We start from the raw sequence: 24,885 nt of genomic DNA on the forward strand, positions 1-24,885 counted from the left end.
CTTCTCGCCGCGCCCTATCGCCCGGCGGGCCGGGCTTCCACCACGGCTCGCTCCTCCTTGGCGACATCCGCATCAAGATGGCTGCCGCGGCACAAGATGCGTGAATGACAGAGGCCGCGAGGGATGGTGCCTGGCAGCAGCCAAGCTCCATCCCGGCCAACTCCGTTGCTGACCGCTTACCGCCGTCCCGGCGGTGGCGTCGCCATGGCGGCTGTCGGGTCCGGCGGCGTCAGGTGGCGCGGGACGATGATGGACTGGCCGGGGGTAAGCGTTGCGTTCTCCGGCAACGAATTGCTCTGCGCCAGCGACCACAACGGCACGCGATTGGCTGCCGCGATGCTCTCCATGGTGTCGCCCCGGCGCACCGGTAGTCGCACGCCACTGTCCCACAATTCGACCGGCGTATTCGCCGGCACGAGATAGCGTAGCGGCACGGCATCCACCTGCGTCTGGGGCGGAATGCGCGGCAACTGCGTGACCATGTCGACGATCTGACGGTGGATGTCGTCGGACTTCTCGATGTTGATGTGGCTGACCCGCGCGTTCTCCTTCAGGTCATAGCTCGCATAGTGACCGCGATAACCCGGCACCGCGACCACGTTGCCGCCGCCAAGCACGCTGTCGGAGAGGTAGATGTTGATGAAGCGCTCGACATTGAGCGGCACGTCGCCGGTCGCGTGCGCGGGATCGATGGTGATGACGAGGCTGATCGGGATGTTCTCCTTGGCCGCCATCTCCGAGATGACGATCGAGCAAAGCCCGCCCATCGAATGCCCGATCAGCACGATCGGCGCCGGCGTTTCCTTGTAGCTGGAGATGGCACGATCGCCGATCCATCGGCAGATGGTGAATTCATAGACGTTGGCGGAAAAGCCGGCCTGCGTCAGTTTCTCTTCGAGCCGGTCCATGCCGGTGGAGAAGAACGGCCCCATGGCGCCCCGAAACAGGTAGATTTTCGGCGGCGGCAATGGCTCAAACGGTACGGGCGGTGGTGCGGCGGGTGCGGCCGCGGCGGGCTTCGTCTTGGCAGGTGAGGCAACGGCCGTCCCGATGCTTAAGGCGAGCAGCGCAACGGCTGCCAGCGCGAGAAGTCGCCTCAAATCGATCATCAGTCCAGCAGTCCCACTCCGGGAGGCTGCAGCCTCCCCCAAAGGCGCTTAGTGACGGCCGATTGGGTGGAATTTGGGGCACGGAACCGGGGCTCGATCCGCGCTCATTCCAGCATCTCGACACCCAATCACTGCACGCTCTTGAGCCTGCTGCGGTGGGCAGCCTGTTTCGCGCGGTTGCCGCAGACCGCCATGATGCACCATCGCCGCGCGCGCCTGCGCGTGTGGTCGGCGAACAGCATGGTGCAGTTGTGCCCCTCGCACGCCTTGACGTTGGAAAAGTCCTCGTCGCATACGAACTTCGCCATGGCTTCGCCAACCGGCAGCAATAGCGCTTCCGGCGAGCGCCAGCGCCGTTTCATTCGCAATGCGAGAGCGCCGCCATCGTGAGGCCCGGGCTCGATCCGGCTGAAGGCTTCGTCGCGCTCCAGCAGGCTGTTCAATGGACCGAGCTCGCGCAATGCATCCCTCGTGAGCGGCCGGCCCGCATGCTTGCGCACGAATCCCCTGAACCATTCGCGCAAGGCGCGCGCCTGATCCGCGACCTTGTCCAGCTCGTCCGGCGTGGCGCGGGCCGTCAGCGCGTGCAGATCATCCGGCGGCACCAGCTTTGCCTGCGCCAGCCAGTCGATCAGGCCATGACCACCGTCGATCCAGTCCACCGGCGTATCGACCGGTGTCGCCACCGAGTTGAGAAAGTCGAGGCCGAGCGAGTCGGCGATGAACATGGCGGGCGCGCGATCCATGAGCGGTCCTTGGCCGGTCGGGAGAACATAGACCTACATAACCGGTTAAGGCGCCATTGACAAGTTACGACGGTTGGACGTAACCTCTTAGCTAGCTTTAATAGGGTTACTGCCAATGGAGAAGGTCATGTCAATCACGTACCGCAGCGCGGATGTCGACGGATTCAGGGTGGCCTATCGCGAGGCCGGCACTGTCGGAGCGCCAAAACTCCTGCTGCTTCACGGCTTCCCCAGCGCAGGCCACATGTTTCGCGACCTCATTCCGCTGCTTGGGGACAGGTTTCATATCGTGGCGCCCGACCTTCCCGGCTTCGGCCAATCCGACATGCCTTCGCGCGAAAACTTCCGTTACACGTTCGAGAGCGTCGCACGCGTGATCGAACGCTTCACCGAGGTGATCGGCTTCGACCGGTTCGCGGTCTACGTCTTCGACTACGGCGCGCCGACTGGTTTCCGGCTTGCGCTCAGCCACCCCGAGCGGATCACGGCGATCATCTCGCAGAACGGCAATGCCTATGAGGATGGCCTTAGCGACAACTGGACTCCGCTCAAGGCCTATTGGCAGGATCCCTCGCCGGCCAATCGCGACGCGCTGCGCGCGCTCCTCACGCCGGAAGCCACGCGCTGGCAGTACACGCATGGTGTTTCCGATCCGATGACCGTGTCACCGGATGGCCAGAACCTCGACAATTTCTACCTTGCGCGCCCGGGCTCGGACGACGTGCAGCTCGACCTGTTCGGCGACTACAAGAGCAACGTCGCGCTCTACCCCGCCTTCCAGGACTATTTCCGCAAGCACAAGCCGCCGTTCCTGGCGGTCTGGGGCAAGAACGATCCGTTCTTCATTCCGCCCGGCGCCGAAGCGTTCAAACGCGACAATCCGAATGCCGTGGTGCAGTTCTTTGACACCGGTCATTTCGCGCTGGAGACGCATGCGAAGGAGATCGCGGACAGCATTCGCGCGTTCCTGACGTAACGGGGGCCGTCCTGCGCGATGTTTACGCCGCCAAGCTCTGCTGATCGCGGAATGCGCTGATCGCCATGTGGACGAGATGCAGCTTGCCCTTGACCGCCGGCGATATGTCGAAGGGATATGCGTCGCTCATCCCAAGCGAGCGGTTGAGTTCGTTGATGCTGCGGGCAAGCGGCATCCACAGGGCCAGGAGTGCCTCGAAGTCGCTCTCGAGATAGGGATCCGTCAGGGTCTGGCGGGCGCGCTCGTCCAGCGACAACGGCAAACCTGCCAGCGAGTCGAGCGTCGACACAATGTGCAGGAAATGCGCGAACGTTTCCGCCCAATCCTCCCAGGGGTGGGACGTGGCGTACTCGCTGATGAAGCCGCTCCGGTCGTATGAACGGTCGGCGCGGCTGTAATAGGAGTTGATCGCGGCCTGATAGTCCTGCGCCTGGTCACCGAAGATCAGCTTGAACGGGGCCTGGAATGTCGTGCCGTCAACGAGCAGGTCCCAATAGAAGTGACCGATCTCGTGCCGGAAATGTCCGAGCAGCGTGCGGTACGGCTCCCGGAATGCCACGCGGCGAGATTCTCGTTCGACATCGTCGGCCTCGGCAAGGTTGAGCGTGATCAGGCCCGAGAGATGCCCGGTCAGGATCGGACTGACCTCGTCCGAGAGAATGTCGAAAGCCAATGGTTCGCCGCTGCGCGATGCGAGCGGAAGCCTGAGGCGGCTGAGATCATAGAGAAGACGGCGCTTGGCTTCCTCCATGCGGCGCCAGAGCATGACGTTTCTGGTGCTGCCGAGGTTCGGAATCGTGCGCGTGAGGCGACACGAGCCGCAATACCAGTCCGCGCCCTCGACACACCAGTTGCAGCCGATGATCTCGCGGTTACGGCAAGCTTGATGGGATGCAAGTTTCGTCATCTCGATACGCGAGGAATCGAACGCCAGCTCGGTGCTGCAATTCGCGCACGCGACGTGCTCGAACGAGACAGGATGGCGGCATGACGGGCACTGAAAAAACTTCACGTGGACTGGCCCCAGACAGACGGCACACCGGAACACCGGCCTGTCAGTTCGAGGAACTCTTAACTCTTGCGACCATCGCGGTTGCCGGCGAGCAACGCCCGCTGCGTTCGCAGCGCGTGCTGTCTCAACAGGCCAGCTCGCGTCGCGCTCAACTGGCTCGATTGAGGCTGCGGCTTTTTCTCAAGGACGTTTTCGGAAACAGGGCGACCGGCCCACGCCCGCTCGGGCTGAACCGCCATGGGGCCGACGTTTCGTTTCCTTGTCATAGTGTGACAACACCAGATCGGGTGCCGAGTTCCCTTCCTCCGGCGCGGCAGGTGATCGAGTTTGGCTCTGCAGATACGACAATGCCGCCGTCTGCATGACGGCGGCATTGTCAATTCAGCGGCTTGCGGCGAAGGCTTAGTTCCGGGGAGCCGTTGCCGCCGCCGACCGCGCCGGCCTGGGCGCGCCGGGTTCGGCAACCGGAGCCGGTGCGCGCGAGCGCATGATTGCGGCGTCGATCTCGGCGATCACGCGGCGCTGGATCGCTTCGTTCTTGTCGATCGAGATGTGGCCGACACCGGAGCCGCGGACGTCGACATTGTCGAGCTTGCCGCGAAAACCGTCCGCGCGCTTCACCGGCTCGCCGGGGCCGTCGCCGATATAGATGTTGATGTAGCGTTCGGCGCCGGTCGACAGTTTGGTCTTGAACACGGAGTCGAGCCCGATCGCGAGCTTCACGGGCACGCCAAGACGGTTGAGCTTGGCGATCATGTCCGGCAGCGCGGTTGCGCCGGAGGAGTGCCCGACCAGCACAATGGTCTTGATCCGGCCGGCCTTGTAGGCGGTGGCGGCCTCATCCGCGAGCGAGGACCACGACACGAAATTCGCGACGGTCACCGGGATGCCCTGCGCCTGGAGCCGGGCGCCGATCGTGTCGAGCCCGAGCGAGAAGATGTTGAGCACGCCGCGGAGGAGGTAGACATGCGTGGTCGCGACCGCAGCCTGGCTCGGCGCCGCCTTGACGGTGGTCGGGCTGATGGCAACAGCTGACAGCAGAAGCAGGCCCATCGCCCATGCACGGAGGGCGGACAACTGGCTGGTGCCGGCGGTGTGACGGCCGTTCGGTCTCATCGATCTTTTCCCTGGGAATATGCTTCGGCCGGAATCGTAGCCATGGCCTGCTCGCAGACGCAACAAAGAGCCGCGTGAACGACGATCTTAGCAGCAAGCCGTGACCATCGCGCAACACTTGCTCGAAACCGGCCACGGAAGGGCCTGTTTTGAGGCCATTTTTCTCCGGCTAATTGCAGCCGGGCAAGGGCATTCCTATCTCAGGGCTCCGCTGACCCGTCCTCCCGGCAGGTTCCAGCCTCCCCTCCCCAGCCTTCGCCCCCCTCAGACTTGCGGCCATCATGTCCTCCATCATTTCCGTCGCCAATTTGTCGAAGACCTATGGGTCCGGCTTCAAGGCGCTCAAGAACGTCAATCTCGACATCAAGCGCGGCGAAATCTTCGCGTTGCTCGGCCCCAACGGCGCCGGCAAGACCACGCTGATCTCGATCATCTGCGGCATCGCCAATCCGAGCGAAGGCAAGGTCCTGGTCGGCGGCGAGAACATCCAGACCTCCTATCGCAAAGCGCGCTCGCTGATCGGGCTGGTGCCGCAGGAATTGCACACCGATGCCTTCGAGAGCGTGTGGGCGACGGTGAGCTTCTCCCGCGGGCTGTTCGGCAAGCCGAAGAACCCCGATCATATCGAGAAGGTGCTGAAGGACCTCTCGCTGTGGGACAAGAAGGACAGCAAGATCATCACGCTTTCCGGTGGCATGAAGCGTCGCGTGATGATCGCCAAAGCGCTGTCGCACGAGCCGCAGATCCTGTTCCTGGACGAGCCCACCGCCGGCGTCGACGTCGAGCTGCGCAAGGGCATGTGGGAGGTGGTGCGCACGCTCCAGCAATCCGGCGTCACCATCATCCTGACCACGCACTACATCGAGGAAGCCGAGGAGATGGCCGACCGCATCGGCGTCATCAACAAGGGCGAGATCGTGCTGGTCGAGGACAAGGCGACCTTGATGCAGAAGCTCGGCAAGAAGCGGCTGACGCTGCATCTGCAAGGCAAGCTCGATGCGCTGCCGGAGAGCCTCAGGCATTACGAACTCGACCTCTGCGACGGCGGCGCGACGCTGGTCTACGACTACGACACCAAGGGCGAGCGCACCGGCATCACCAGCCTGCTCGGCGACCTCCGCACCGCCGGCATCCGTTTCAACGATCTCGACACGACGCAATCGTCGCTCGAGGATATCTTCGTCGACCTCGTGAGGGCGTCATGAACTACCGGGCTGTCCGCGCCATCTATCTGTTCGAAATGGCGCGCACCTGGCGCACGCTGCTGCAAAGCATCGTCTCGCCGGTGGTCTCGACCTCGCTGTATTTCGTGGTGTTCGGCGCCGCGATCGGCTCGCGCATCAGCCAGGTCGAGGGCGTCAGCTACGGCACCTTCATCGTGCCGGGCCTGATCATGCTCTCGGTGCTGACGCAGAGCATCGCCAACGCCTCGTTCGGCATCTACTTCCCGAAATTCACCGGCACGATCTACGAGATCCTGTCGGCGCCGATCTCCTATTTCGAGATCGTGCTCGGCTATGTCGGCGCGGCTGCGACCAAATCGATCATCCTCGGCCTGATCATCCTCGCCACGGCCGGCCTGTTCGTGCCGCTGCACATCCATCATCCGGTCTGGATGCTGGCCTTCCTGGTGCTGACGGCGGTGACGTTCAGCCTGTTCGGTTTCATCATCGGCATCTGGGCCGACGGGTTCGAAAAGCTGCAGATGATCCCGATGCTGGTGGTGACGCCGCTGACCTTCCTCGGTGGCAGCTTCTATTCCATCGATATGCTGCCGCCCGCCTGGCGCACGGTGGCGCTGCTCAATCCGGTCGTCTATCTGATCTCCGGCTTCCGCTGGAGCTTCTACGAGATCGCGGACGTCAGCGTATCCGTGAGCATCGGCATGACGACGGCGTTCCTGGTGATCTGCCTGGTCGTGATCTGGTGGATTTTCCGCACGGGGTATCGGTTGAAGAACTGACCCCGGCCGTCATTCCGGGGGCACGCGCGCACCCCGGAATCGCCAGGGGTTACCGATAGCAGTGGAAGCGGTTGTATCCGTCGTAATAGCCGCGGCAGCGGCGGTGGCCGCGATGGGGAATGCCGAACACACCCTCGACTGCTCCCACGGCCCCGCCAACGCCGGCGCCGACCGCGCCACCGACCACGCCGCCCACAGGACCGGCGATACGGTTGCCTTCATAAGAACCTTCCTGGGCGCCGCGCACGATGCCCTGCGCGTGCCCGGCATGTGGCAGCGACAACAGCGCCAGCGCCATGGCGGCGGCTGCAAACAGCAGGCGGACGGGCAAACCGGCCGGCAATGACGCGGCGGTGATACGGGCTTTGTTCATTTTCGGTCCCAGGGACGGTGTAAGGGGCAATTGGCGGCGAACGCCGCCTGTCGAGGCAGGCATCTTCAACGCCGGGCGCGGCCAAATGGTTGCGCCTTTGTGACGAATTGTCGGCGTTGTGAACGCGTGCCCGCTCGCGAAAATGTCAGCATCGCCACGGGCGGCGCGGCACAAAGCGGCCTTGCTAACGCCCGCCGTCACGTTAACGATGGCCGGGCAGGCCGCTGGAACGAAAGCCGGATTGCAGGCATATTGCACGCCGGGGGACGGAGAGCCGCGGCGCCTAGCGTGAACAGGCCGGAGGCCAGAACTCAGATGCGTTCGTTTTTTATTGCTTTCACCTCCCTGATGCTTTTGAGCGCGGGCGCCGCGCAGGCCAAGGTCGAGATCACCGTCGACAAGGACAATCAGCAGATGACCGTCGCCGTCGACGGCATCGCGCGCTATCACTGGCCGGTGTCGACAGGCATCCCCTCCCGCGAGACGCCGAACGGCGCGTTCCGTGCCTTCCGCATGGAAGAGGACCACTACTCCAAGGAATTCGACGACGCGCCGATGCCGCATTCGATCTTCTTCACCAAGATCGGGCACGCCATCCACGGCACAGACTCGGTCGGCCGGCTCGGCACACCGGCGTCTCATGGCTGCGTGCGGCTGTCGCGGCAGAACGCCTCGACGCTCTACGCGCTGGTGCAGCAGCAGGGCGTGCTCAACACCACGGTGACGCTGACCGGCTCGTCGCAGGTGGCGCTCGCCCGCAACCCGCGCGGCCGCAACACCACGGCTGTCGCCCGCGCACCGCAGCCGACCGAGGAGCAGTACGCCACATCAGGCGACCCCGTGAATCTCGCACCGACGGCCCAGCCCGCCCGCCGCTACATGCCCCAGGACGACAATTACATCTATCCAGCCGATGGCAGCGACACCGGCACGCGCTACCCGGCGCCGCGTGGCAGCCGCCCGCTCTATGACGCGCAGGTCTACCAGCAGCAGCCGCAGCAATATTACAATCAGGGCAACGGCACCTATTATCAGCCGCAGCCCCGGCAGGTTTACCAACCGCGTGGCTATTACTACCAGAACTGACGCTATCTGGACGCGGCGTTGCCGGGCAATCAAATCAGAAAGCCGCTGCCGCGACGGGCGCTTGCCGCAGTCGACCGCAGGAAATAGCGCCGGCCTGTGCACGGATTGGGCACCGGCCGACGCAAGGAAGCAACAGTCCACAACCTTCGACGCGGCGGCGTTCCGGCCAAATTGACAACCAGGGGGTCGCCCGTATTGTCGTTCCCATTGTTTCTGGGACATGACATGACACGCGAGCAGATTTCGGATTTCTGCGTTACCGCCCTGGCAAATATCCTGCGAATTTCGAGCGACCGCGTCGACATCGGCACGAAATTCAGCCGCCTCGGGCTCGATTCGGCGATGCTGGTCTACCTGATGATGGAACTCGAGGAGAAGCTCGACCTCGAACTATCGACGGACGACTTCTACGACCATCCGACCGTTGAGGCGCTGTCGCGATTTCTCGCCGACAAGCGCGCAATCCGCCCCGCCGCCTGAAGGCGGCTGAAGCCGGCGCAACCCATGGAAACCTTCCGCTCGCTCGTGGCACTGCTGGCCCGGCGTGCGGCGGAGCAGGCCGACGACCGCGTCTATGTCTTCGTCTCCGATCGCGGGACGGAGGAAGCTGCCCTCAGCTTTCGACAGCTGCACGATGCCGCGGGCGCGCTCGCGTTGCGACTGACCGTGGCCGCGCGTCCCGGCGACCGCGCCATCCTGGTGTTTCCGCCCGGCATCGAGTTCATGGTGGCGTTCTTCGGCTGTCTGATGGCCGGCATCATCGCCGTGCCGATGATGATGCCGCGGCGAAACAGCGCGCGCGATGCCAGCGCCGCGATCCTCGCCAATTGCACGCCGGCGGTGGCGCTGACCAATTCGGTCGTCGCGCTCCGTGGTGATCTGCGGGCACGCTTCGCGCATGAGAACATTCGCTGGATCGAGGTCGATCTCGCCGCGGACGATGGTGAGACAATCGAACTACCCGAACCGGCGCCGGACGACATCGCCTTCCTGCAATACACCTCCGGCTCGACGTCCGCGCCCAAAGGCGTGATGGTGAGCCACGCCAATCTGCTCGCCAATCTCGAGATGATCCGGCTCGCGCTCGGCAACACCCGGCAATCGACTTACGTCAATTGGGTGCCGCTCTATCACGACATGGGGCTGATCCTGAACGCACTGCAGGCGCTCTATGTTGGGGCGACCTGCGTGCTGATGGCACCGAATGCGTTCATGCAGCGGCCACTCGGCTGGCTGCGCGCGATCTCGCATTTTCGCGCGGAAGTGGCGTGCAGCCCGAATTTCGGCTTCGATCTCTGCGTCAGCCGCTATCGCGCCGACCAGATGGAGGGCGTCGACCTGTCCTCGCTCAGGATCGCGCTGAACGGCGCAGAGCCGGTGCGTGCGGAAACCATCGAGCGGTTCGTCCAGACATTCGCGCCCCACGGCTTCGATCCGCGCGCGATGTATCCCGCCTACGGAATGGCGGAAGCGACACTCCTGATTTCCGGCGGACGCCGCGGCGGAGGTCATGTCACACGCAGCCTGAGCCGCACGGCGCTTCAGGCGCATGCGGCGGAAGCGCCTTCCGGCGCCGAAGACACGCAGATCGCCGTCGGCTGCGGGCGCGCGCTCACCGGCGAACGGATCGCGATCGTGGACCCGGACAATCGGACGCGCCTGCCCGCGGACCGGGTCGGTGAAATATGGGTGAACGGCGCCAATATTGCCCGCGCCTATTGGCGCAACGACGAGGCGACGCGCGAGGGGCTCAATGCGCAGATTGCCGCCGAAGACGGGGCATGGCTGCGCACCGGCGACCTCGGCTTCGTCGACGCCACGGGCGAATTGTTCGTCACGGGACGGATCAAGGACCTCATCATCATCCGTGGCATCAACCATTATCCCCAGGACGTCGAGCGCACCGTGCAATCGCTCGATCGAGCTTTGCGCGAAAATTGCGGCGCGGCGTTCTCGGTGCCGGACGAGACCGGCGAAGAAACACTCGTCATCGTCCAGGAAATCGAGCGCACTGCGCGCCACTCGATCGACACCGAAGCCATCAAGGGTCGGATTCGCGAGGCCGTCGCCGACAACCACGAGCTCTCCGCGCGCCACATCGCGCTGATCCGGCCCGGCACTCTGCCGAAGACCACCAGCGGCAAGATCCAGCGCAAGCTGGCACGCAAGCTCTGGCTCGATGGGGGATTCGAGCAGCTCAGCTGAGACGGTTCAGAAATCGATCTTCGCGCTCTCCCCATCGCGCAGGCTCGCAGCGATCCCCTGCTCGATCTTGCGCGCGAGGATGGGGCGATAATGGATGAAGTCGGCAAAATTGGCGCGGTCGCGCGTGAGATCGTTGTCAACGCGATAGCTGATGAAATTGCTGCGCGGTCGGCCCGCGACCACTTTCTTCAGCGCCGCGTCGCAGGCGCTGCGCTCCAGGGCGGTTTCCGTACCGGGCTTCGGCACGGTGGTCGCGAAGGTCGGCGGCACGATGATGACGACGGGCACATCGGCCGACAATGTCCTGACGATATCTGCGAGCACAGCGATCTCGGGAAATGTCGCCCGCATCTCGGTGGACGAGGACGGCGCCGGATCCCTGGGCCAGCCGACTTCCTTGAATTGACCCGGCGGCCAGATGTCCTCATAGCTGACAAAGCCGTCGGGGTTCATCCGTGGTCGGCGACCAAGCCCGATACTGATGCGCTGAAAAGCGTGCTCGATCGCCTGCCAGGAGATCAGCCGTGCAGCGTAAGTGACGACGCTTCTGTCGTAGAGCCAGTCGGGAAACGGGACGCCGCCCTCCTCCTTCGCCCGTGCATGCGCGCACCAGCCGGGGTCAGTCACGACCACCAGTGCACCAACATCCTTGTGATTTCGGAGGAAGAAGTCCAGCACCGCGAGCTCCTGGCGGGGAAACGCACCGGTCATGTAGAGCTGCACGAAGCGCAGGCCGGTTGCGCGCGACAATTCCGTCGGCTCGATCATCTGCGCCGTCGAATTACCCAGGATAGCGGCATTGAAATCCGGATTCCTCGCGCGGCTCGCGGCCGTGATCTGGGTCAGACGATTATCGACACCGTCGATGCCAAGCAGGCCGAGCTTACCGCTGTCATAGGGATCGACCGCCACCATCAATGCGAGCACCAGCAGCGCAGCCCCGATCAGCGTGCCCAGACACGCGAGCAAGCTCCGGCCCCAGCCGGGGTCGGTCTCAGAACTTGAAGTAGACGAACTCATGGAGATCCCGACCACCCATGTGAAGCAGCAATGCGAACAGCCCAAGACCGAGCAGACCTGCGAGCCACGGATTGGGACGGCGCGTGAGCACCGCCACAATGTCCTGGCTCGCCGGCAGCAGGAAGGCGAACAGCGGCGCTGCGATCAGCGGCCACAAATGCTTTCCGCGCTCGAGCGGCAGCGGCGAAACCAATCCGGCGAAGACATGCCATGCCGCCTCCACCGAGCCCGCGCGAAAAATCACGCCGGTCGCGAGCACGAACAGGACGGTCAGCGCCCAGCCGAGCCATGACGGGAACGTCGGGCCATAGCGACGCCACAACGTGCAGGCGACCAGCGCAAGCCCGTGCAGCACGCCCCACAGCACGAAGGTCCAGCTCGCGCCGTGCCAGAGGCCGCACAGCGCCATCGTGATCATCATGGCGGCGAAAAACTGTACGGGAAGCCAGTGCCGCGGCAGCAGGCGGAGATTGACGAGCGGATAGAATACGTAGTCGCGCAGGAACAGCATCAGGGTGATGTGCCAGCGCTGCCAGAAATCCTGGATATTGGTCGAGCGCAGCGGGGCGTTGAAATTGTACGGCAGCTGTACGCCGAACAGCAGGCCGAGGCCGATCGCGATGTCGGAATAGCCGGAGAAATCGAACAGGATCTGGAAGGAGAAGCAGAAGGCGAGCCAAGCGTCACCGCTCGCGAGCGGCCCGTTCGCTGCCTGCGCGTAGATGGGATCGAGCAGGTGCGCAAGGCCGTCGGCGATCACGATTTTTTCGAACAGGCCGATCGCGATGAAGCAGGTCGCGACGCAGAACTGGCGCTGCCAGCCCGGAACGTAGATCTGCCTGCCGAACTGATGCATCACCTCCGACCAGCGCGCCAGCGGGCCGGCGATCGCCTGCGGGAAGAAGGTGATGTAGAGCGCGTAGCGGTCGAGTGCATAGAGCGGCGCCCTCCCGCGCTTCAAGTCGACCAGATACATGATGTGGTGGAAGGTGAAGAAGGAGATGCCGAGCGGCAGTCCGACATCGAGCACCGGCAACGTCGTACCCAACACCAGACCGAGATTGGCGAGAAGGAAGTTGGCGTATTTGAACAACGCCAGCACCGCGAGATCGAGCATGAGCACCAGCGTCAGCACCGCCGGCCACTTCACGCGCCCATAGGCGACCGAGGCAAGCCAGTTGATCACGATCAAGCCGATCAGGAGCAGGATGAAGGACGGGCTGCCCCAGGCATAGAAGGCGAGCGAAAGCGCGACCTGCACGCCGATGCGCAGATGCGGATAGGGATCGGCCAAGCGATAGATCAGCAGCGCCGCGGGCAGGAAGACCAGGAGGAAGGGATAGTCGTTGAACAGCATCGGTTCAAAGCTGCGCCATCGCCGGCGTGAGCCGGCGGATGATGCTCAGCCCGTTTCGAGGTCGGGCGCAGCGTCGCCCGGCTGCCGCAGCATGCGTCGCGCAATCTTCTCCTCGCTCGGCACCTTGACGTCCCAGGCCAATCCGAGCGCTTCCAGGGCGCGGATGAAGATGAAGCCGGGATCGAATTCGAACCAGCGCAGGCCGAAGGCCGCGGAATAGGGAAAGGCGTGGTGATTGTTGTGCCAGCCCTCGCCCCAGGCAAGCCAGGCCATCACACCGAGATTGCGGCTATTGTCGTCGCGGGTGACGAAGGGCTGCGCGCCAAAGCTGTGCATCACGGAGTTGATGGCCGACATGGTCTGCTCGACCACGAACATGCGCACCACGCCGCCCCAGAGCAAGCCGGTCAGCGCGCCCCACAGGCTCATGGTGGCGACGCCGCCGATCGCGGCCGGCAGCACCAGGCCGAGACCGACCCAAGTGTAGTAGTAGCTGTTGACGGCAACCAGCCTGCGATCCGCCATCAGATCCGGGACATAGTGCGCAACGTTGGGATAATCGTGCTCGATCATCCAGGTCAAATGCGCGTGCAGGAAGCCGCGCAGGCGGCCGAACGGGCCCTCGCCGTGCAGCCGCGGCGAATGCAGATCGCCGTCGTGATCGGACAATTCGTGGTGCCGGCGGTGCATTGCCGCCCAGGACAGCATGGGACCGCGGCCGGCCATCGATCCCATCACGACCAGGATCGCACTCATCACCGTGGAGGTCGCAAAGGCGCGGTGGGTGAAGAGCCGGTGATAGCCGACGGTGAGGCCGAGGCCGGTGACCAGCCAAAAGCCGACGAACAGGCCAAGCTCCGCCGCGCCGATCGGGCGGTAGAGCAGAAGCACCAGCGCCAGCAGCGTGCCGACGAAGGGCAAAACGTCGAAGATGATGAAATGCCGGCGCTGCATCCGGCGAAAATGCCGGCTACGGATAATTCGATGATCGCGTTGCTGCTGCACGGGCGGGATTCCAGGGCGCCGACCATGAGTACATACCCCCGCGGCGGCCGCAACCCAAGCCACCGCCCAAGGTTTCAACAGCCACGAAAGCCTATACTATGGGCCGGACATGCCCAAATGCGTTCAAATATCCCTTTCCGCTTGCCCCACGAGCCGCCATGCCGTCACGTGCTGCGACGATCTTGACCGTACTGTCACTTCTCATTGCGGGACCGGCCATGGGGGCTGATTCGGCTTTCGACCTCGAGGCCCATCGCGGCGGGCGGGCACTGCTGCCGGAAAACACGCTTCCGGCCTTCGCCAACGCGCTGTCGATGGGCGTGGACACGCTGGAGCTCGACGTCGGCATCACTGCCGACGGCGAAGTCGTCGTCTCGCATGAGCGCGGGCTCAACCCTGATATCACGCGGGATGCGAGCGGCGCCTATGTGGCGGCTCCCGGCACGCCCTTCGCGAAGCTGCGGCTCGAGCAGGTCAGGAGCTACGACGTCGGCCAGATACGTCCGGACAGTCCATACGCGAAGCAATTTCCCGATCAGCGCGCCGTGCCCGGGACCCGCATTCCGACCTTGAGCGAACTTTTCGCGCTGGTGCGCAAATCCGGCAACAATCGGGTGCGCTTCAACATCGAGACCAAGATCGATCCGAACCATCCGGACGAGACGCTCGACCCGCAAGCTTTCGTCACCAGGCTGCTCGCGCTGATCGAGGCTGAAAAATTCTCCGACCGCGTCATGATCCAGTCGTTCGACTGGCGGACCCTGCTGCTAGTCCAGCAGCGGGCATCGAAGATGCCGACGGTGTACCTGACGCTCCAGCGCGGCTCGAGCCAGACGGTGGCGCTGGACAAGGCGACCAATTGGACGGCGGGATTCAGCCCGGCCGATCACGGCGGCTCCCTGCCGCGAACCATCAAGGCTGCGGGCGGCGCGATCTGGTCGCCCTATTTCGGCGATGTGACCGCGGCGCTGATCGCCGAGGCACACGCGCTCGGGCTGCACGTCGTGGTCTGGACGGTCAACAAGCCTGAGGACATGGCGCGCATGATCGAGATCGGCGTCGACGGGATCATCTCCGACAGGCCCGATTTGTTGCGGCAAGTCGCGGGCGAGAAGGCAATTGCGTTGCCCGCGGGGACACCGGTGACGCCGTGAGGCTCGATTTGGTGTCCCGGACGCGGTGCAGCGTGCAACGCTGCTCCGCAGAGCCGGGACCCAGAAGCTGCGATGGGCCCCGGCTCTGCAGCGCATCACTTCGTGCTGCGCAGCGCCCGGGGCACGAGACCATGAGTGGCGCGAAGCCTACTCCCCGTCCCTCAAGCGCCGGTACAGCGCGCCCAGAATGTTGGAGTAATCGTCGGTCCAGACCCGCACCCGGTCGTCGGCTTCGGTCTGCTCCCATGATTTCGACGATGCGAGCCTGCCGACGTCGGCATCCTCGCGGGCGGAGATGACGACGTCGGTCGAGAAGATGTAGTCGCCATCGCGCCCCGAATCCTCGTTGTAGACCCAGCTTTTGAGATCGTTGGAATCGGCGATGCCGACCACGACGGTCTCGAGATCGAGGTGGCGGTTGGACACGTGCATCACCACGGCGCCGTGCGGAGCGAGCTTGTCCTTGTAGATCTTCATCGCCTCTTCGGTCGCAAGATGGATCGGGATCGCATCCGACGAATAGGCATCAACGATGATGAGATCATAGGCGCCGTCCGGCTCCTTCGCGAAGGTGAGGCGAGCATCGCCGATCACCGGCTTCAGGCCCGGCATGCAACTCGAGATATAGCGGAAATTCTTCGGATCGCTTGCCGCGTCGACCATGGACTGATCGATCTCGAAGAAGGTCCAGCTCTCGCTAGGCTCGGCGGCGCAGGCGAGCGTGCCCGATCCGACGCCGATCGCCGCGACCTTCAAGGGCGCGCCCTTGCGCTCCCGGATCGCGGTCACGGCCTGACCGATGCCGCCATCCTTGTGGTAGTAGGTGATCGGCTCGGGCCGTCCGGTGACCGGCGTGCCGTCATTGTTGAGGAAGCGCTCGGCGCCGTGGATCGTGGTGCCGTGCATCAGCACGTGGAAATAGCCGCCGGGCGTCACCACGATCTTGTGCACGCCGAAGAAGCTGCGCACCGTGGTGACGCGGCCTTCATCCGCCGGATAAACCCGGATCAACGCCAGCGCGAGCGCGACGGTGGCGAATATCTTCCAGCGGCCGGCGTTGACCGCCAGCGCCAGCAGGGCGGCGAGCACGCCAACGCCGCCGGCCACCCAGACGCGATGATCCTCGAACCAGGTCGACAGCCCGCCCGTCGTCATGGACGGCGCAAGGAGCACGACGGCGAGCGCGGCAAGCGCCAGCCAGTACCATTTGATGATGCCCGCCAGCCGCTCGTTCGCGGGCGGCCGGCACAGCGCGGCAAGCGCGACCAGGATCGGATATTCGGCGATCCAGGAGAATGTGAACGGCGCAACGAGCCCTGCGAACAGGCCGCCGACCATGCCGCCGAACGACAGCGCGACATAGAATCCGGTGAGATATTTCGCGGCCGGCCGGGTCCGCGCCAATTCGCCGTGGCAGGCCATCGCGATGACGAAGAAGCACAATTGATGGCCGCCGAGCGTCAGCAGCAGGTTCTGTTCGCCGCCGAACGCCAGCAGGAAGACGACGCCCGCGATCGCGACCGGCTGGAGCATCAGCATCCATTTGTGCGGCAGCAGCGGCCGCGACTGGAACACCACCACCCAGGTCAAGAGATACAGCGACAGCGGCAGCACCCACAGCAGGGGCGCTGCCGCAACGTCGGTCGAGATGTGCGCGGTGACGGCGATGAGCAGGCCGGACGGCACTCCGGCGAGGAATATCCAGCGCAGCCGCGTCACGAAACCGGGCGCCGGCGCATTCAAATCCTCGGTTCGCACATCGACCATGGCGAGCTTCGGCGAGCGCAACAGCAGCACGCCGCAGGCGGCGATCAGGACGATCAGAATGCCGTAACCGCCGGTCCAGAGCCGGTTCTGCGTGTGCAGCGTGAACATCGGCTCCAGCAGGAATGGATAGGACAGCAGAGCGAGGAAGCTGCCGATGTTGGAGGACGCATAGAGGAAATAGGGATCATGTCCGGCAGGATGCCCGGTGCGGACGAACCAGGCCTGCAGCAACGGATTGTTGGCGGCGAGCGCGAAGAACGGCAGTCCGATCGAGATCACGAACAGGCCAAGCAGCCAGATCGCGTAGCCCGAAGCGGGCGGATCGCCATAGGCGGACGCGATGCCGAGCGGCAGCGTGGCGAAGGCCGCGATCAGCAGCAGGAGATGCACCACCACCGGAACGATGCGATTCCTCACCTGCATCAACACATGCGCATAGGCGTAGCCCGCCAGCAGCAACGACTGGAAGAACACCATCGCCACCGACCACACCGCCGGCGAGCCGCCGAGCCGCGGCAGGACCATCTTGGTGAACAGCGGCTGCACCGAGAACAGCAACAGCGCGCTGACGAAGATCGCTGCGGTGTAGACCGTCAGCAGCAGCCGGTTGCGTGACGAGGACGGCTGCTCCGTGGCGGCGGGTTGCACGATCGAATCCATGGAAGCTCCGGCATAATCCCGGCGGGTGCCGGGCGCGCGCAATGGAGCACAAGGCGCCTGAACGGGCAATAAAGGGTCTCGTGATGTTGCAGCGGGAAATGCTTGATATAAGACGGTCGTGCCGGGGCGATGCGACGGGACCGCGAAGCGCGGCCCGGAGCATCGACCCCGGAACCTCGAGATTCTCCGATGCGGAGCCCGCATCACAGTTCGGGCTTCGCGCACCCCGGAATGACACCACTAGGGCCGCATGATCGAAACCGACGTCATCATCATCGGCGCTGGCCATAACGGCCTCACCTGCGCGGCCTATCTCGCGATGGCCGGCTTGCGCGTGCGCGTGGTCGAGCGCCGCAAGGTGGTCGGCGGGGCCGCGGTCACGGAGGAATTTCATCCGGGCTTCCGCAATTCGGTCGCGGCCTACACTGTGAGCCTGCTCAATCCGCAGGTGATCCGCGACTTGAAGCTGGCCGAACAGGGCCTCAGGATCGTCGAACGGCGCGCGCAGAATTTTCTGCCCGCGGCAGACGGCAGCTATCTTCTCACCGGCGAGGGGCGGACGCAGGCGTCCGTCGCACGGCTGAGCGCGCGCGACGCAAACGCGCTCGACGGGTTTTCGCGCGAGCTGGAAGATATCGCCGACGTGCTTCGGCAGTTCGTGCTGCGCGCGCCGCCCAACCTGCTCGATGGTTTCGGCACGGCATCGATCCGCGAGGCCGTGAACGCATTCCAGAGCGCCAATATCCTGCGCGGGCTGTCGCTGGAGCAGAGCCGCAGCCTGCTCGATCTCTTCACCCGCTCGGCTGGCGAGATGCTGGACGAACGTTTCGAGCACGATCTGATCAAGGCGCTGTTCGGCTTCGATGCCATCGTCGGCAATTATGCCAGCCCTTACGCCGCGGGCTCGGCCTATGTGATGCTGCATCACGCGTTTGGCGAGGTGAACGGCAAGAAGGGCGTCTGGGGTCACGCCATCGGCGGCATGGGCGCGATCACGCAGGCCATGGCGCGCGCCGCACGCGACCGCGGCGTCGTGATCGACACCGATGCAGGCGTGCGCGAGGTCATCCTCGAGCGCGACCGCGCGGTCGGCGTAGCGCTGGAGAACGGCACGACCATCCGCGCGAGCTATGTCGCATCCAACGTCAATCCGAAGCTGCTCTATACGCGGCTGGTCGCCGCCGATGCGCTTCCCCAAAACTTTCTCGACCGCATCCGGCACTGGAAGAACGGCTCCGGCACCTTCCGCATGAACGTGGCACTGGACCGCCTGCCCTCCTTCACGGCACTGCCGGGCGTCGGCGATCATCTCACCTCCGGCATCATCCTGGCTCCCAGTCTCGGCTACATGGACCGCGCCTTTCTCGATGCCCGCGCGCACGGCTGGAGCCGAGAGCCCGTCGTGGAAATGCTGATCCCCTCGACGCTCGACGATACGCTCGCGCCCGCAGGACAACATGTCGCGAGCCTGTTCTGCCAGCATGTCGCGCCGGAGCTTCCCGATGGAAAGTCGTGGGACGACCATCGCGACGAGGTCGCCGACCTCATGATCGCGACGGTGGACAAATACGCGCCGGGTTTTGCGACCAGCGTGCTCGGCCGCCAAATCCTGTCACCGCTCGATCTCGAACGGCAGTTCGGCCTGCTCGGCGGCGACATCTTCCACGGAGCGCTGACGCTGAACCAGCTGTTCTCGGCCCGGCCGATGCTGGGCCACGCCGATTATCGCGGGCCCGTGAGGGGCCTCTATCATTGCGGCTCCGGCGCCCACCCCGGCGGCGGCGTCACCGGCGCGCCCGGTCACAACGCCGCGCAGGCAATCCTGAGGGATCACCGGTCGTTGTTCGGAAGCCGTGGATAAGCCTGCGGATGGGCCGTGGACAGACTTGTTGGCAAAGCTGTGAAGGAGCGGTGGGTTACGCTCCTCCAAAGCCTGGTACAAGTCGGTGGAAAAGCCGGGGATGAACGGCGGGACAATCCGTGGACAAAGCCCGGAAAACCAGCGGAGAGCCTGTGGGCATTCTGTGCAGGCCAATTCCCAAAAACGACTTCGCCCGCCAGGAGGCAATTCCCCCGACGGGCGCGGCTCGGAAGCAGTCGTATGGAGAATTGGCCCCGCCGGGAAATGGAAGGCGGAAATTACTTCAAGGAGCTGCTAATCGAAGTGAACTTGTCGTTCAGGGTGGTGCCCAGGCCGTTCACCACGGTGATGATCGCCAGCGCGATACCGGCTGCGATCAGGCCGTACTCGATTGCGGTTGCACCTGAATCGTCGGTCCAGAACTTCAAAATCATGCGCTTCAAGTCTCGCCTCCTATTCCATTTCGAACTGTGTGGGTTGCCCAACACCCGCAAATCTACTGCGGTCGGGTTAACCTCGTGATTGCAAGTTATGCGAAAAATCGGGAACAAAAGTTCCAAAAATTGAACCGGACGGAACCCAGAGAATGCAGCCTTCCCCCACCCATCGCGCCAGTTTTTCGATCGGCGGCGAGATCGCCGCCAGGCGCATTGTCGACGTCCTCACCGAAATGTTCTTCGAGGACGATGCGGCGGTCGCCGCCTTCGAGCAGCCGAACGGACAGTGGGACGTTGCGCTGCATTTCGCGAACGCGCCGGACCGGGCTTGGCTGCGCGAACTCGTTGCAACCGCAGCAGGAAATGAGATCGCGGACACGCTGGCCTTCGACACCGTCGAAGCCAGGGACTGGGTCAAGGCGAGCCTGGAAGATCTCGTCCCGGTGCCGGCCGGACGCTTCGTCGTCCACGGCAGCCATGATCGCGACCGCGTGGCGCCGAACAAGGTCGCCATCGAGATCGAGGCGGCTCTCGCCTTCGGCACCGGCCATCACGGTACCACGCGCGGCTGTTTACTCCTGCTTGACCATGTCCTGAAAAGCACCCGGCCCGGCCGCGTGCTCGACCTCGGCACCGGGACCGGCGTGCTGGGGATAGCGGCGGCGAAGGTGCTGCATCGCGCGGTGCTGGCCTCCGACATCGACCCGGCCTCGGTCAAGGTGGCAGCCGAGAACGCCGCGTTGAACGAGGTCGGTCACCATGTGCGAGCAATCCGCGCCACCGGCTTCGCGGCGGCTGATTTCGGCAGATGCGGCCCGTTCGACCTGGTGCTGGCCAACATCCTTGCCAATCCGTTACGGCAATTGGCGGGCCCGTTGACGCGGCACCTCGCGACCGGAGGGCGCGTCATCCTCTCCGGCCTGTTGACGCCCCAGGTCCCCGCCGTGATCGCCGCCTACCGCGCGCGCGGCCTCGTGCCTCTGAAGCACTTGCGGATCGAGGGGTGGAGCAGCCTGTTGCTGCGGAAGATGGGGTGAGTACGGGTGCTGTCGTAGATGCCGCTACTTTGCGGCCTTCTCGTCCCGGCGCATCGCGCGCTCGGCCTGCGAGGCGCGCCTCGCGCGGCGTTCAGCGAAACGGTCGATCATCTGGTTGATGAGGCCGCGCGGTTTCTTCGGTGCTGCCGGAGCCGGGGCGCGGCGCACCGGCGGCGTAATCTTCTCAAACGTGAACGCTGGCATCGAGTGTCCCCTCGTCGTTGAGATGAACAACTTGCTCGAATTTCCCTGTTATCCGGACGAAGCGCAACTGCCGCATCCTGTACTCCACTCAATTCGAATGGAACTTGTTCAAGCACAGTCCATGCCAGATGCGACCTCAAATGCGTCTACATTGCGGACTGATCCGCATGATCCTAAAGTGATCCACCATGTTCGAAGCGCACTTCCAGACATTCGAGGAGCCCGAGGCCGGCGTCGCATTGACGGCGCGGCTGGCCGCGCTCCGTGAAGAACTCGCCCGCCGCAAGCTGACCGGTTTCGTGATTCCACGCGCCGATCAGCAGCAGAATGAGTACGTGCCGCCGTCGGAAGAGCGTTTGGCCTGGCTGACCGGTTTTACGGGCTCGGCGGGACTGGCGGTGGTGCTGACGCACGAGGCCGCATTGTTCGTCGATGGCCGCTACACGATCCAGGCGGCCAAGCAGGTCGATTCAAGGGCGTGGGCCGTGGAATCTCTGATCGATCCCCCGCCGGAAAGCTGGATATCGGCACACCTGAAGGCCGGCGACCGCCTAGGATTTGATCCGTGGCTGCACACTTTTGCGGCAGCCGAGCGTTTGTCCGCCGCCTGCGCCAAGGCCGGTGCCGAATTGGTCGCCGTCGACAGCAATCCGGTCGATGCGATCTGGCAGGACCGGCCACAGCCGCCGATTGCGCCGGTCACGGTGCACGGGATGCAACATGCCGGCGTGACTGAAGCCGAGAAGCTGACGCAGATCAGAAGCGAGATCGGCAAGCTCGGCGTCGATGCGTTGGTGCTGTCCGACAGCCATGCCGTGGCCTGGACCTTCAACATCCGCGGCGCCGACGTCGCGCATACGCCGCTGCCGCTGTCCTATGCGCTGGTGCCGAAGGACGGTCGTCCCACCATCTTCATCGATCACCGCAAGCTCTCAAATTTGACCCGCGACCATCTCGAGCAGTCCGCCGACGTGCGCGAGCCCGATGCGATGGCGCCGACGCTGATGGCGCTCGCCAAGAGCGGTGGATCGATCGCGCTCGACAATGCGACCGCGGCCGACGCCCTCAGCCGGTTAATCACGGGTGCTGGCGGCAAGCCGGTGCGCGGCAGCGATCCGATCGCGCTGCTCAAGGCGGTCAAGAACACGACCGAAATCAAGGGCACGCAAACGGCGCACCGGCGCGACGCCGTAGCGCTGGCACGCTTCCTCGCCTTCATCGACCGCGAGGCGGCAAGCGGCAAGCTCACCGAGATCGACGCGGTCGAGGCGCTGGAGACGTTCCGCCGCGATACCGGCGCACTGAAGGACGTGTCGTTCCCGACTATATCGGGCACCGGCCCGAATGGCGCGATCGTGCACTACCGCGTCACCCGCAAGAGCAACCGGCGGATCGTACCCGGCGATCTGCTGCTGATCGATTCAGGTGCACAATACGAAGACGGCACCACCGACGTCACCCGGACCATGGCCGTGGGCGAGCCGACCGACGAGATGCGCGACCGCTTCACGCGTGTGCTGCGCGGTCACATCGCGATCGCGCGGGCGATATTTCCCGATGGCGCCACCGGCGCGCAGCTCGACACGCTGGCACGGCAATATCTCTGGGCCGCCGGCGTCGATTTCGAGCATGGCACCGGCCACGGCGTCGGCAGCTATCTCTCGGTGCACGAAGGACCGGCGCGGATATCGAAGCTCGGTACCACGCCGCTGAAGCGCGGCATGATCCTGTCCAACGAGCCCGGCTACTACAAGACCGACGGTTTCGGCATCCGCATCGAGAACCTCGAACTGGTGGTCGCTGCCGACATCAAGGGCGCGGAAAAATCGATGAACGCGTTCGAGACGCTGACCCTGGCGCCGATCGACCGCCGGCTGATCGATGTCGGCATGCTGGGCAAGGACGAACTCGACTGGCTCAACGCCTACCACGCGCGCGTCAGGACCGAGGTGCGGCCGGCGCTGGACGCGACGACGAAGGCCTGGCTGGACCAGGCCACGGCGGAGTTGAAGGCGTAAGCGCGTCGTTCACGGTCTCGACGCATAGCACCACGCGATTTGCGCAATGCTCATTTCCACCCCCGCTGTCGTTCCCCGCGAAGGCGGGGAATCCAGTATTCCAGAGACAGCAAACGTATGCGGAGACGCCGCGGCGTACTGGATCGCCCGGTCAAGCCGGGCGATGATACCGAGTTTTTGACGCGAGCAGCGCGCCAAATCCGTCCTCATCGCGCCGCCATTATAACCGTCCCGGAATCCGTATAGCCGCATTCCGAAACGCCGATATGCGTCTTGCGCGAGCGCGCTACAGTCCGATTCGAATTTCTGCGAGACGGACACGCATGCACGGCATGATCAGCAAGCCGCCGGAAACGGCGCAACACAACCTCGCGACCTCGCGCGTGGTTTTGCTGCTGCTCGTCGTCATGACCGGCATCGCGCCGATCTCGCTTTACATGCTGGTTCCGGCGCTGCCGGTGCTGGCGATGACATTTGGCAGCGACATCTCGGCCGCGCAGATGACAGTCTCGCTGTACATGGTCGGCATCGCGCTGTCGCAACTGATCATGGGCCCGCTGTCGGACCGTTTCGGGCGACGACCGGTGCTGCTCGGAGGACTGGCGGTGATGGTGGTCGCCAGCGTCGCCTGCATCTTCGCGGAAACCCTGCCGCAGCTGATCGCCGCGCGCTTTTTCCAGGCGCTGGGCGGCGCAGCCGGCATGGTGGTGAGCCGCGCCATCATCCGCGACATCTACGAGCGCGATCGCGTCGCCTCGATGATCAGCCTCGTCATCGCGGCGCTGATGATCGGGCAGATGGTCTCCCCGCTCACCGGCGGCCTGATCGAGACCGCATTCGGCTGGCGCGCGATCTTCTACGCCATCACCGTCGCCGCGATCATTGTCGCCGTCGGCATCGCATTCGCGCTGCCCGAGACCCGCCGAGACCGCGCCGCCGGCAGCGGCTTTCGCGGCGACGTCGGCATCCTGATGCGCAACCGCGCCTTCGTCGGCTACGTGATGTGCCAGGTGCTGGCCTCGCAGATCATCTTCACCTTCGCCGGCGGCGGCCCCTATATCGTGGTGACGCAGATGGGCAGGACCAGCGCTGAATACGGCGCGTGGTTCGCGACGACGGGTTTTGCCTATCTCGTCGGCAATCTGCTCTGCGTGCGCTTCGCGCCCAGGCACTCGTTGGAGAAGTTGATCTGGTTCGGCCTCGCGCTCCAGCTTTGCGGCAGCCTGTTGAACCTGCTGTGGAGTTTCACCGGCTGGAACGAGGCACCCGCCTGGCTGTTCGGCACGCAGATGATCGTGATGGTCGGCAATGCTTTCGTGATGGCGAACTCGGCCGCCGGCGCGATCAGCGTCCGTCCCGAGGCCGCCGGCACCGCATCAGGTGCGATGGGCTTTCTCCAGCAGGGCATCGGCGCGCTCATGTCGCAATTCGGCGCCTATCTCGGCGGCCGTTCCGCGACCACGCTGCCGCTCACCGCCGCGGTGCTGGCGATCTCCCTGCTCTGCGCCTGCACGATGATCTTCGTCGTACCCCGCCGCGAGGTCATGGTGAGCGAGACGCTGATCGAGCAGGCGGAAGAGGAAGAGAGCGGGATGATGTGAGGGATGCCTGGTGAGGCCTTCTTCCTTCTCCCCTTGTGGGCTTGTTGCGTAATCCGTCAATTGTGATTCTCTAAGGCAAAGCGTTGGAGGAATGACGATGGCGGTGAAGCAGACGGGGCAGCCGAGTTTTATTGAGGCTTGGCTCCCGAAGGGAGCAGGTGCCAATGCAGCGCTGGAT

The 24,885-nt window shown here is 64.4% G+C and carries 22 protein-coding genes; 11 read left to right on the forward strand and 11 right to left on the reverse strand.

Translation table 11 applies throughout. The annotated features are described in order from the left end of the window. Nucleotides 1-176 precede the first annotated feature (176 nt). Entirely contained in the window at nucleotides 177-1,109 is a 933-nt protein-coding gene (locus tag ABIB91_RS34625) for a LysM peptidoglycan-binding domain-containing protein (RefSeq protein WP_354171175.1), read from the reverse strand. Nucleotides 1,110-1,237: 128 nt separating this feature from the next. Next, the gene (locus tag ABIB91_RS34630) at nucleotides 1,238-1,855 is read right to left on the reverse strand and encodes a CGNR zinc finger domain-containing protein (protein ID WP_354171173.1); all 618 of its coding nucleotides are present in this window, start codon (nucleotides 1,853-1,855) and stop codon (nucleotides 1,238-1,240) included. 127 nt (nucleotides 1,856-1,982) lie between these two features. Here ABIB91_RS34630 and ABIB91_RS34635 point away from each other — a divergent pair, with 127 nt between their 5' ends. Continuing rightward, on the forward strand, nucleotides 1,983-2,831 hold the full coding sequence (locus tag ABIB91_RS34635; RefSeq protein ID WP_354171171.1) for an alpha/beta fold hydrolase: 849 nt from the start codon (nucleotides 1,983-1,985) through the stop codon (nucleotides 2,829-2,831). A gap of 22 nt (nucleotides 2,832-2,853) precedes the next feature. Here the strand turns inward: ABIB91_RS34635 and ABIB91_RS34640 are convergent, their stop codons facing one another. Together ABIB91_RS34640 and ABIB91_RS34645 are read right to left on the reverse strand one after the other, a co-directional pair. Continuing rightward, the gene (locus tag ABIB91_RS34640) at nucleotides 2,854-3,843 is read right to left on the reverse strand and encodes a zinc-binding metallopeptidase family protein (protein ID WP_354171169.1); all 990 of its coding nucleotides are present in this window, start codon (nucleotides 3,841-3,843) and stop codon (nucleotides 2,854-2,856) included. Between the two features lie 402 nt (nucleotides 3,844-4,245). Continuing rightward, the gene (locus ABIB91_RS34645; RefSeq protein WP_354171167.1) at nucleotides 4,246-4,959 is read right to left on the reverse strand and encodes a hypothetical protein; all 714 of its coding nucleotides are present in this window, start codon (nucleotides 4,957-4,959) and stop codon (nucleotides 4,246-4,248) included. 281 nt (nucleotides 4,960-5,240) lie between these two features. On the opposite strand from ABIB91_RS34645, the gene ABIB91_RS34650 reads away from it, so the two are divergent. After that, on the forward strand, nucleotides 5,241-6,164 hold the full coding sequence (locus tag ABIB91_RS34650; protein WP_027570727.1) for an ABC transporter ATP-binding protein: 924 nt from the start codon (nucleotides 5,241-5,243) through the stop codon (nucleotides 6,162-6,164). Then, entirely contained in the window at nucleotides 6,161-6,922 is a 762-nt protein-coding gene (locus ABIB91_RS34655; protein ID WP_007600888.1) for an ABC transporter permease, read from the forward strand. Before ABIB91_RS34650 ends, ABIB91_RS34655 begins: the two co-directional genes overlap by 4 nt. A 49-nt stretch (nucleotides 6,923-6,971) precedes the next feature. Here ABIB91_RS34655 and ABIB91_RS34660 read toward each other — a convergent pair whose 3' ends face one another. Next, nucleotides 6,972-7,295, reverse strand: a complete 324-nt coding sequence (locus ABIB91_RS34660; RefSeq protein WP_007600887.1) for a hypothetical protein — start codon at nucleotides 7,293-7,295, stop codon at nucleotides 6,972-6,974. A 315-nt stretch (nucleotides 7,296-7,610) separates the two neighbouring features. Between ABIB91_RS34660 and ABIB91_RS34665 the strand changes: the two genes are divergently transcribed. The 3 genes from ABIB91_RS34665 to ABIB91_RS34675 all read left to right on the forward strand — a co-directional run bounded on the left by ABIB91_RS34665 (nucleotide 7,611) and on the right by ABIB91_RS34675 (nucleotide 10,586). Continuing rightward, on the forward strand, nucleotides 7,611-8,381 hold the full coding sequence (locus ABIB91_RS34665; RefSeq protein WP_354171164.1) for a L,D-transpeptidase: 771 nt from the start codon (nucleotides 7,611-7,613) through the stop codon (nucleotides 8,379-8,381). A 225-nt stretch (nucleotides 8,382-8,606) separates the two neighbouring features. After that, nucleotides 8,607-8,861: an acyl carrier protein gene (locus ABIB91_RS34670; protein WP_018454262.1), complete on the forward strand. Its 255-nt coding sequence runs from the start codon at nucleotides 8,607-8,609 to the stop codon at nucleotides 8,859-8,861. Nucleotides 8,862-8,885: 24 nt separating this feature from the next. Then, entirely contained in the window at nucleotides 8,886-10,586 is a 1,701-nt protein-coding gene (locus ABIB91_RS34675; RefSeq protein ID WP_354171161.1) for a fatty acyl-AMP ligase, read from the forward strand. Between the two features lie 6 nt (nucleotides 10,587-10,592). Here the strand turns inward: ABIB91_RS34675 and ABIB91_RS34680 are convergent, their stop codons facing one another. The 3 genes from ABIB91_RS34680 to ABIB91_RS34690 are packed head-to-tail and all read right to left on the reverse strand — an operon-like array spanning nucleotide 10,593 to nucleotide 13,968. Beyond that, nucleotides 10,593-11,555: a hypothetical protein gene (locus ABIB91_RS34680; RefSeq protein WP_354171159.1), complete on the reverse strand. Its 963-nt coding sequence runs from the start codon at nucleotides 11,553-11,555 to the stop codon at nucleotides 10,593-10,595. Between the two features lie 25 nt (nucleotides 11,556-11,580). Continuing rightward, nucleotides 11,581-12,963: an MBOAT family O-acyltransferase gene (locus ABIB91_RS34685; protein WP_354171157.1), complete on the reverse strand. Its 1,383-nt coding sequence runs from the start codon at nucleotides 12,961-12,963 to the stop codon at nucleotides 11,581-11,583. 45 nt (nucleotides 12,964-13,008) lie between these two features. Further along, a complete protein-coding gene (locus ABIB91_RS34690) occupies nucleotides 13,009-13,968 on the reverse strand; it encodes an acyl-CoA desaturase (protein WP_311985886.1) in 960 nt (319 codons plus the stop codon). Between the two features lie 158 nt (nucleotides 13,969-14,126). Between ABIB91_RS34690 and ABIB91_RS34695 the strand changes: the two genes are divergently transcribed. Then, nucleotides 14,127-15,122, forward strand: coding sequence for a glycerophosphodiester phosphodiesterase (locus ABIB91_RS34695; protein WP_219683435.1), 996 nt, complete (start codon nucleotides 14,127-14,129; stop codon nucleotides 15,120-15,122). Nucleotides 15,123-15,269: 147 nt separating this feature from the next. Here ABIB91_RS34695 and ABIB91_RS34700 read toward each other — a convergent pair whose 3' ends face one another. Next, nucleotides 15,270-17,549 (reverse strand): spermidine synthase, encoded by a 2,280-nt coding sequence (locus ABIB91_RS34700; RefSeq protein ID WP_354171154.1) that lies wholly within the window; start codon nucleotides 17,547-17,549, stop codon nucleotides 15,270-15,272. A gap of 250 nt (nucleotides 17,550-17,799) precedes the next feature. Here ABIB91_RS34700 and ABIB91_RS34705 point away from each other — a divergent pair, with 250 nt between their 5' ends. Beyond that, nucleotides 17,800-19,410, forward strand: coding sequence for a phytoene desaturase family protein (locus tag ABIB91_RS34705; RefSeq protein ID WP_354171152.1), 1,611 nt, complete (start codon nucleotides 17,800-17,802; stop codon nucleotides 19,408-19,410). Between the two features lie 278 nt (nucleotides 19,411-19,688). Here ABIB91_RS34705 and ABIB91_RS34710 read toward each other — a convergent pair whose 3' ends face one another. Beyond that, nucleotides 19,689-19,844, reverse strand: a complete 156-nt coding sequence (locus tag ABIB91_RS34710) for a Flp family type IVb pilin (protein ID WP_007600877.1) — start codon at nucleotides 19,842-19,844, stop codon at nucleotides 19,689-19,691. A 152-nt stretch (nucleotides 19,845-19,996) separates the two neighbouring features. On the opposite strand from ABIB91_RS34710, the gene ABIB91_RS34715 reads away from it, so the two are divergent. Further along, nucleotides 19,997-20,884 carry a 50S ribosomal protein L11 methyltransferase gene (locus tag ABIB91_RS34715; RefSeq protein WP_354171150.1) on the forward strand — a complete coding sequence of 296 codons (888 nt, stop codon included), beginning with the start codon at nucleotides 19,997-19,999 and terminating at the stop codon, nucleotides 20,882-20,884. A 24-nt stretch (nucleotides 20,885-20,908) separates the two neighbouring features. Here ABIB91_RS34715 and ABIB91_RS34720 read toward each other — a convergent pair whose 3' ends face one another. Next, complete coding sequence (locus ABIB91_RS34720; RefSeq protein ID WP_007600875.1) at nucleotides 20,909-21,088, reverse strand: hypothetical protein; 180 nt, start codon at nucleotides 21,086-21,088, stop codon at nucleotides 20,909-20,911. A gap of 188 nt (nucleotides 21,089-21,276) precedes the next feature. Between ABIB91_RS34720 and ABIB91_RS34725 the strand changes: the two genes are divergently transcribed. Together ABIB91_RS34725 and ABIB91_RS34730 are read left to right on the forward strand one after the other, a co-directional pair. Beyond that, nucleotides 21,277-23,106: an aminopeptidase P family protein gene (locus ABIB91_RS34725; RefSeq protein WP_354171147.1), complete on the forward strand. Its 1,830-nt coding sequence runs from the start codon at nucleotides 21,277-21,279 to the stop codon at nucleotides 23,104-23,106. A gap of 323 nt (nucleotides 23,107-23,429) precedes the next feature. Then, a complete protein-coding gene (locus ABIB91_RS34730; protein WP_354171145.1) occupies nucleotides 23,430-24,707 on the forward strand; it encodes a multidrug effflux MFS transporter in 1,278 nt (425 codons plus the stop codon). Nucleotides 24,708-24,885 lie beyond the last annotated feature (178 nt).

This window comes from Bradyrhizobium sp. JR4.3 (assembly GCF_040547695.1).
Lineage (GTDB): Bacteria > Pseudomonadota > Alphaproteobacteria > Rhizobiales > Xanthobacteraceae > Bradyrhizobium > Bradyrhizobium canariense.

What these genes read in the sequence shown, in the direction of transcription:
- ABIB91_RS34700 (WP_354171154.1), bottom strand. Translation starts at nt 17,549, where the DNA reads ATGGATTCGATCGTGCAACCCGCCGCCACGGAGCAGCCGTCCTCGTCA.
- ABIB91_RS34720 (WP_007600875.1), bottom strand. Translation starts at nt 21,088, where the DNA reads ATGCCAGCGTTCACGTTTGAGAAGATTACGCCGCCGGTGCGCCGCGCC.
- ABIB91_RS34645 (WP_354171167.1), bottom strand. Translation starts at nt 4,959, where the DNA reads ATGAGACCGAACGGCCGTCACACCGCCGGCACCAGCCAGTTGTCCGCC.
- ABIB91_RS34635 (WP_354171171.1), top strand. Translation starts at nt 1,983, where the DNA reads ATGTCAATCACGTACCGCAGCGCGGATGTCGACGGATTCAGGGTGGCC.
- ABIB91_RS34715 (WP_354171150.1), top strand. Translation starts at nt 19,997, where the DNA reads ATGCAGCCTTCCCCCACCCATCGCGCCAGTTTTTCGATCGGCGGCGAG.
- ABIB91_RS34710 (WP_007600877.1), bottom strand. Translation starts at nt 19,844, where the DNA reads ATGATTTTGAAGTTCTGGACCGACGATTCAGGTGCAACCGCAATCGAG.
- ABIB91_RS34705 (WP_354171152.1), top strand. Translation starts at nt 17,800, where the DNA reads ATGATCGAAACCGACGTCATCATCATCGGCGCTGGCCATAACGGCCTC.
- ABIB91_RS34630 (WP_354171173.1), bottom strand. Translation starts at nt 1,855, where the DNA reads ATGGATCGCGCGCCCGCCATGTTCATCGCCGACTCGCTCGGCCTCGAC.
- ABIB91_RS34725 (WP_354171147.1), top strand. Translation starts at nt 21,277, where the DNA reads ATGTTCGAAGCGCACTTCCAGACATTCGAGGAGCCCGAGGCCGGCGTC.
- ABIB91_RS34665 (WP_354171164.1), top strand. Translation starts at nt 7,611, where the DNA reads ATGCGTTCGTTTTTTATTGCTTTCACCTCCCTGATGCTTTTGAGCGCG.
- ABIB91_RS34625 (WP_354171175.1), bottom strand. Translation starts at nt 1,109, where the DNA reads ATGATCGATTTGAGGCGACTTCTCGCGCTGGCAGCCGTTGCGCTGCTC.
- ABIB91_RS34670 (WP_018454262.1), top strand. Translation starts at nt 8,607, where the DNA reads ATGACACGCGAGCAGATTTCGGATTTCTGCGTTACCGCCCTGGCAAAT.
- ABIB91_RS34650 (WP_027570727.1), top strand. Translation starts at nt 5,241, where the DNA reads ATGTCCTCCATCATTTCCGTCGCCAATTTGTCGAAGACCTATGGGTCC.
- ABIB91_RS34675 (WP_354171161.1), top strand. Translation starts at nt 8,886, where the DNA reads ATGGAAACCTTCCGCTCGCTCGTGGCACTGCTGGCCCGGCGTGCGGCG.
- ABIB91_RS34655 (WP_007600888.1), top strand. Translation starts at nt 6,161, where the DNA reads ATGAACTACCGGGCTGTCCGCGCCATCTATCTGTTCGAAATGGCGCGC.
- ABIB91_RS34730 (WP_354171145.1), top strand. Translation starts at nt 23,430, where the DNA reads ATGCACGGCATGATCAGCAAGCCGCCGGAAACGGCGCAACACAACCTC.
- ABIB91_RS34660 (WP_007600887.1), bottom strand. Translation starts at nt 7,295, where the DNA reads ATGAACAAAGCCCGTATCACCGCCGCGTCATTGCCGGCCGGTTTGCCC.
- ABIB91_RS34685 (WP_354171157.1), bottom strand. Translation starts at nt 12,963, where the DNA reads ATGCTGTTCAACGACTATCCCTTCCTCCTGGTCTTCCTGCCCGCGGCG.
- ABIB91_RS34695 (WP_219683435.1), top strand. Translation starts at nt 14,127, where the DNA reads ATGCCGTCACGTGCTGCGACGATCTTGACCGTACTGTCACTTCTCATT.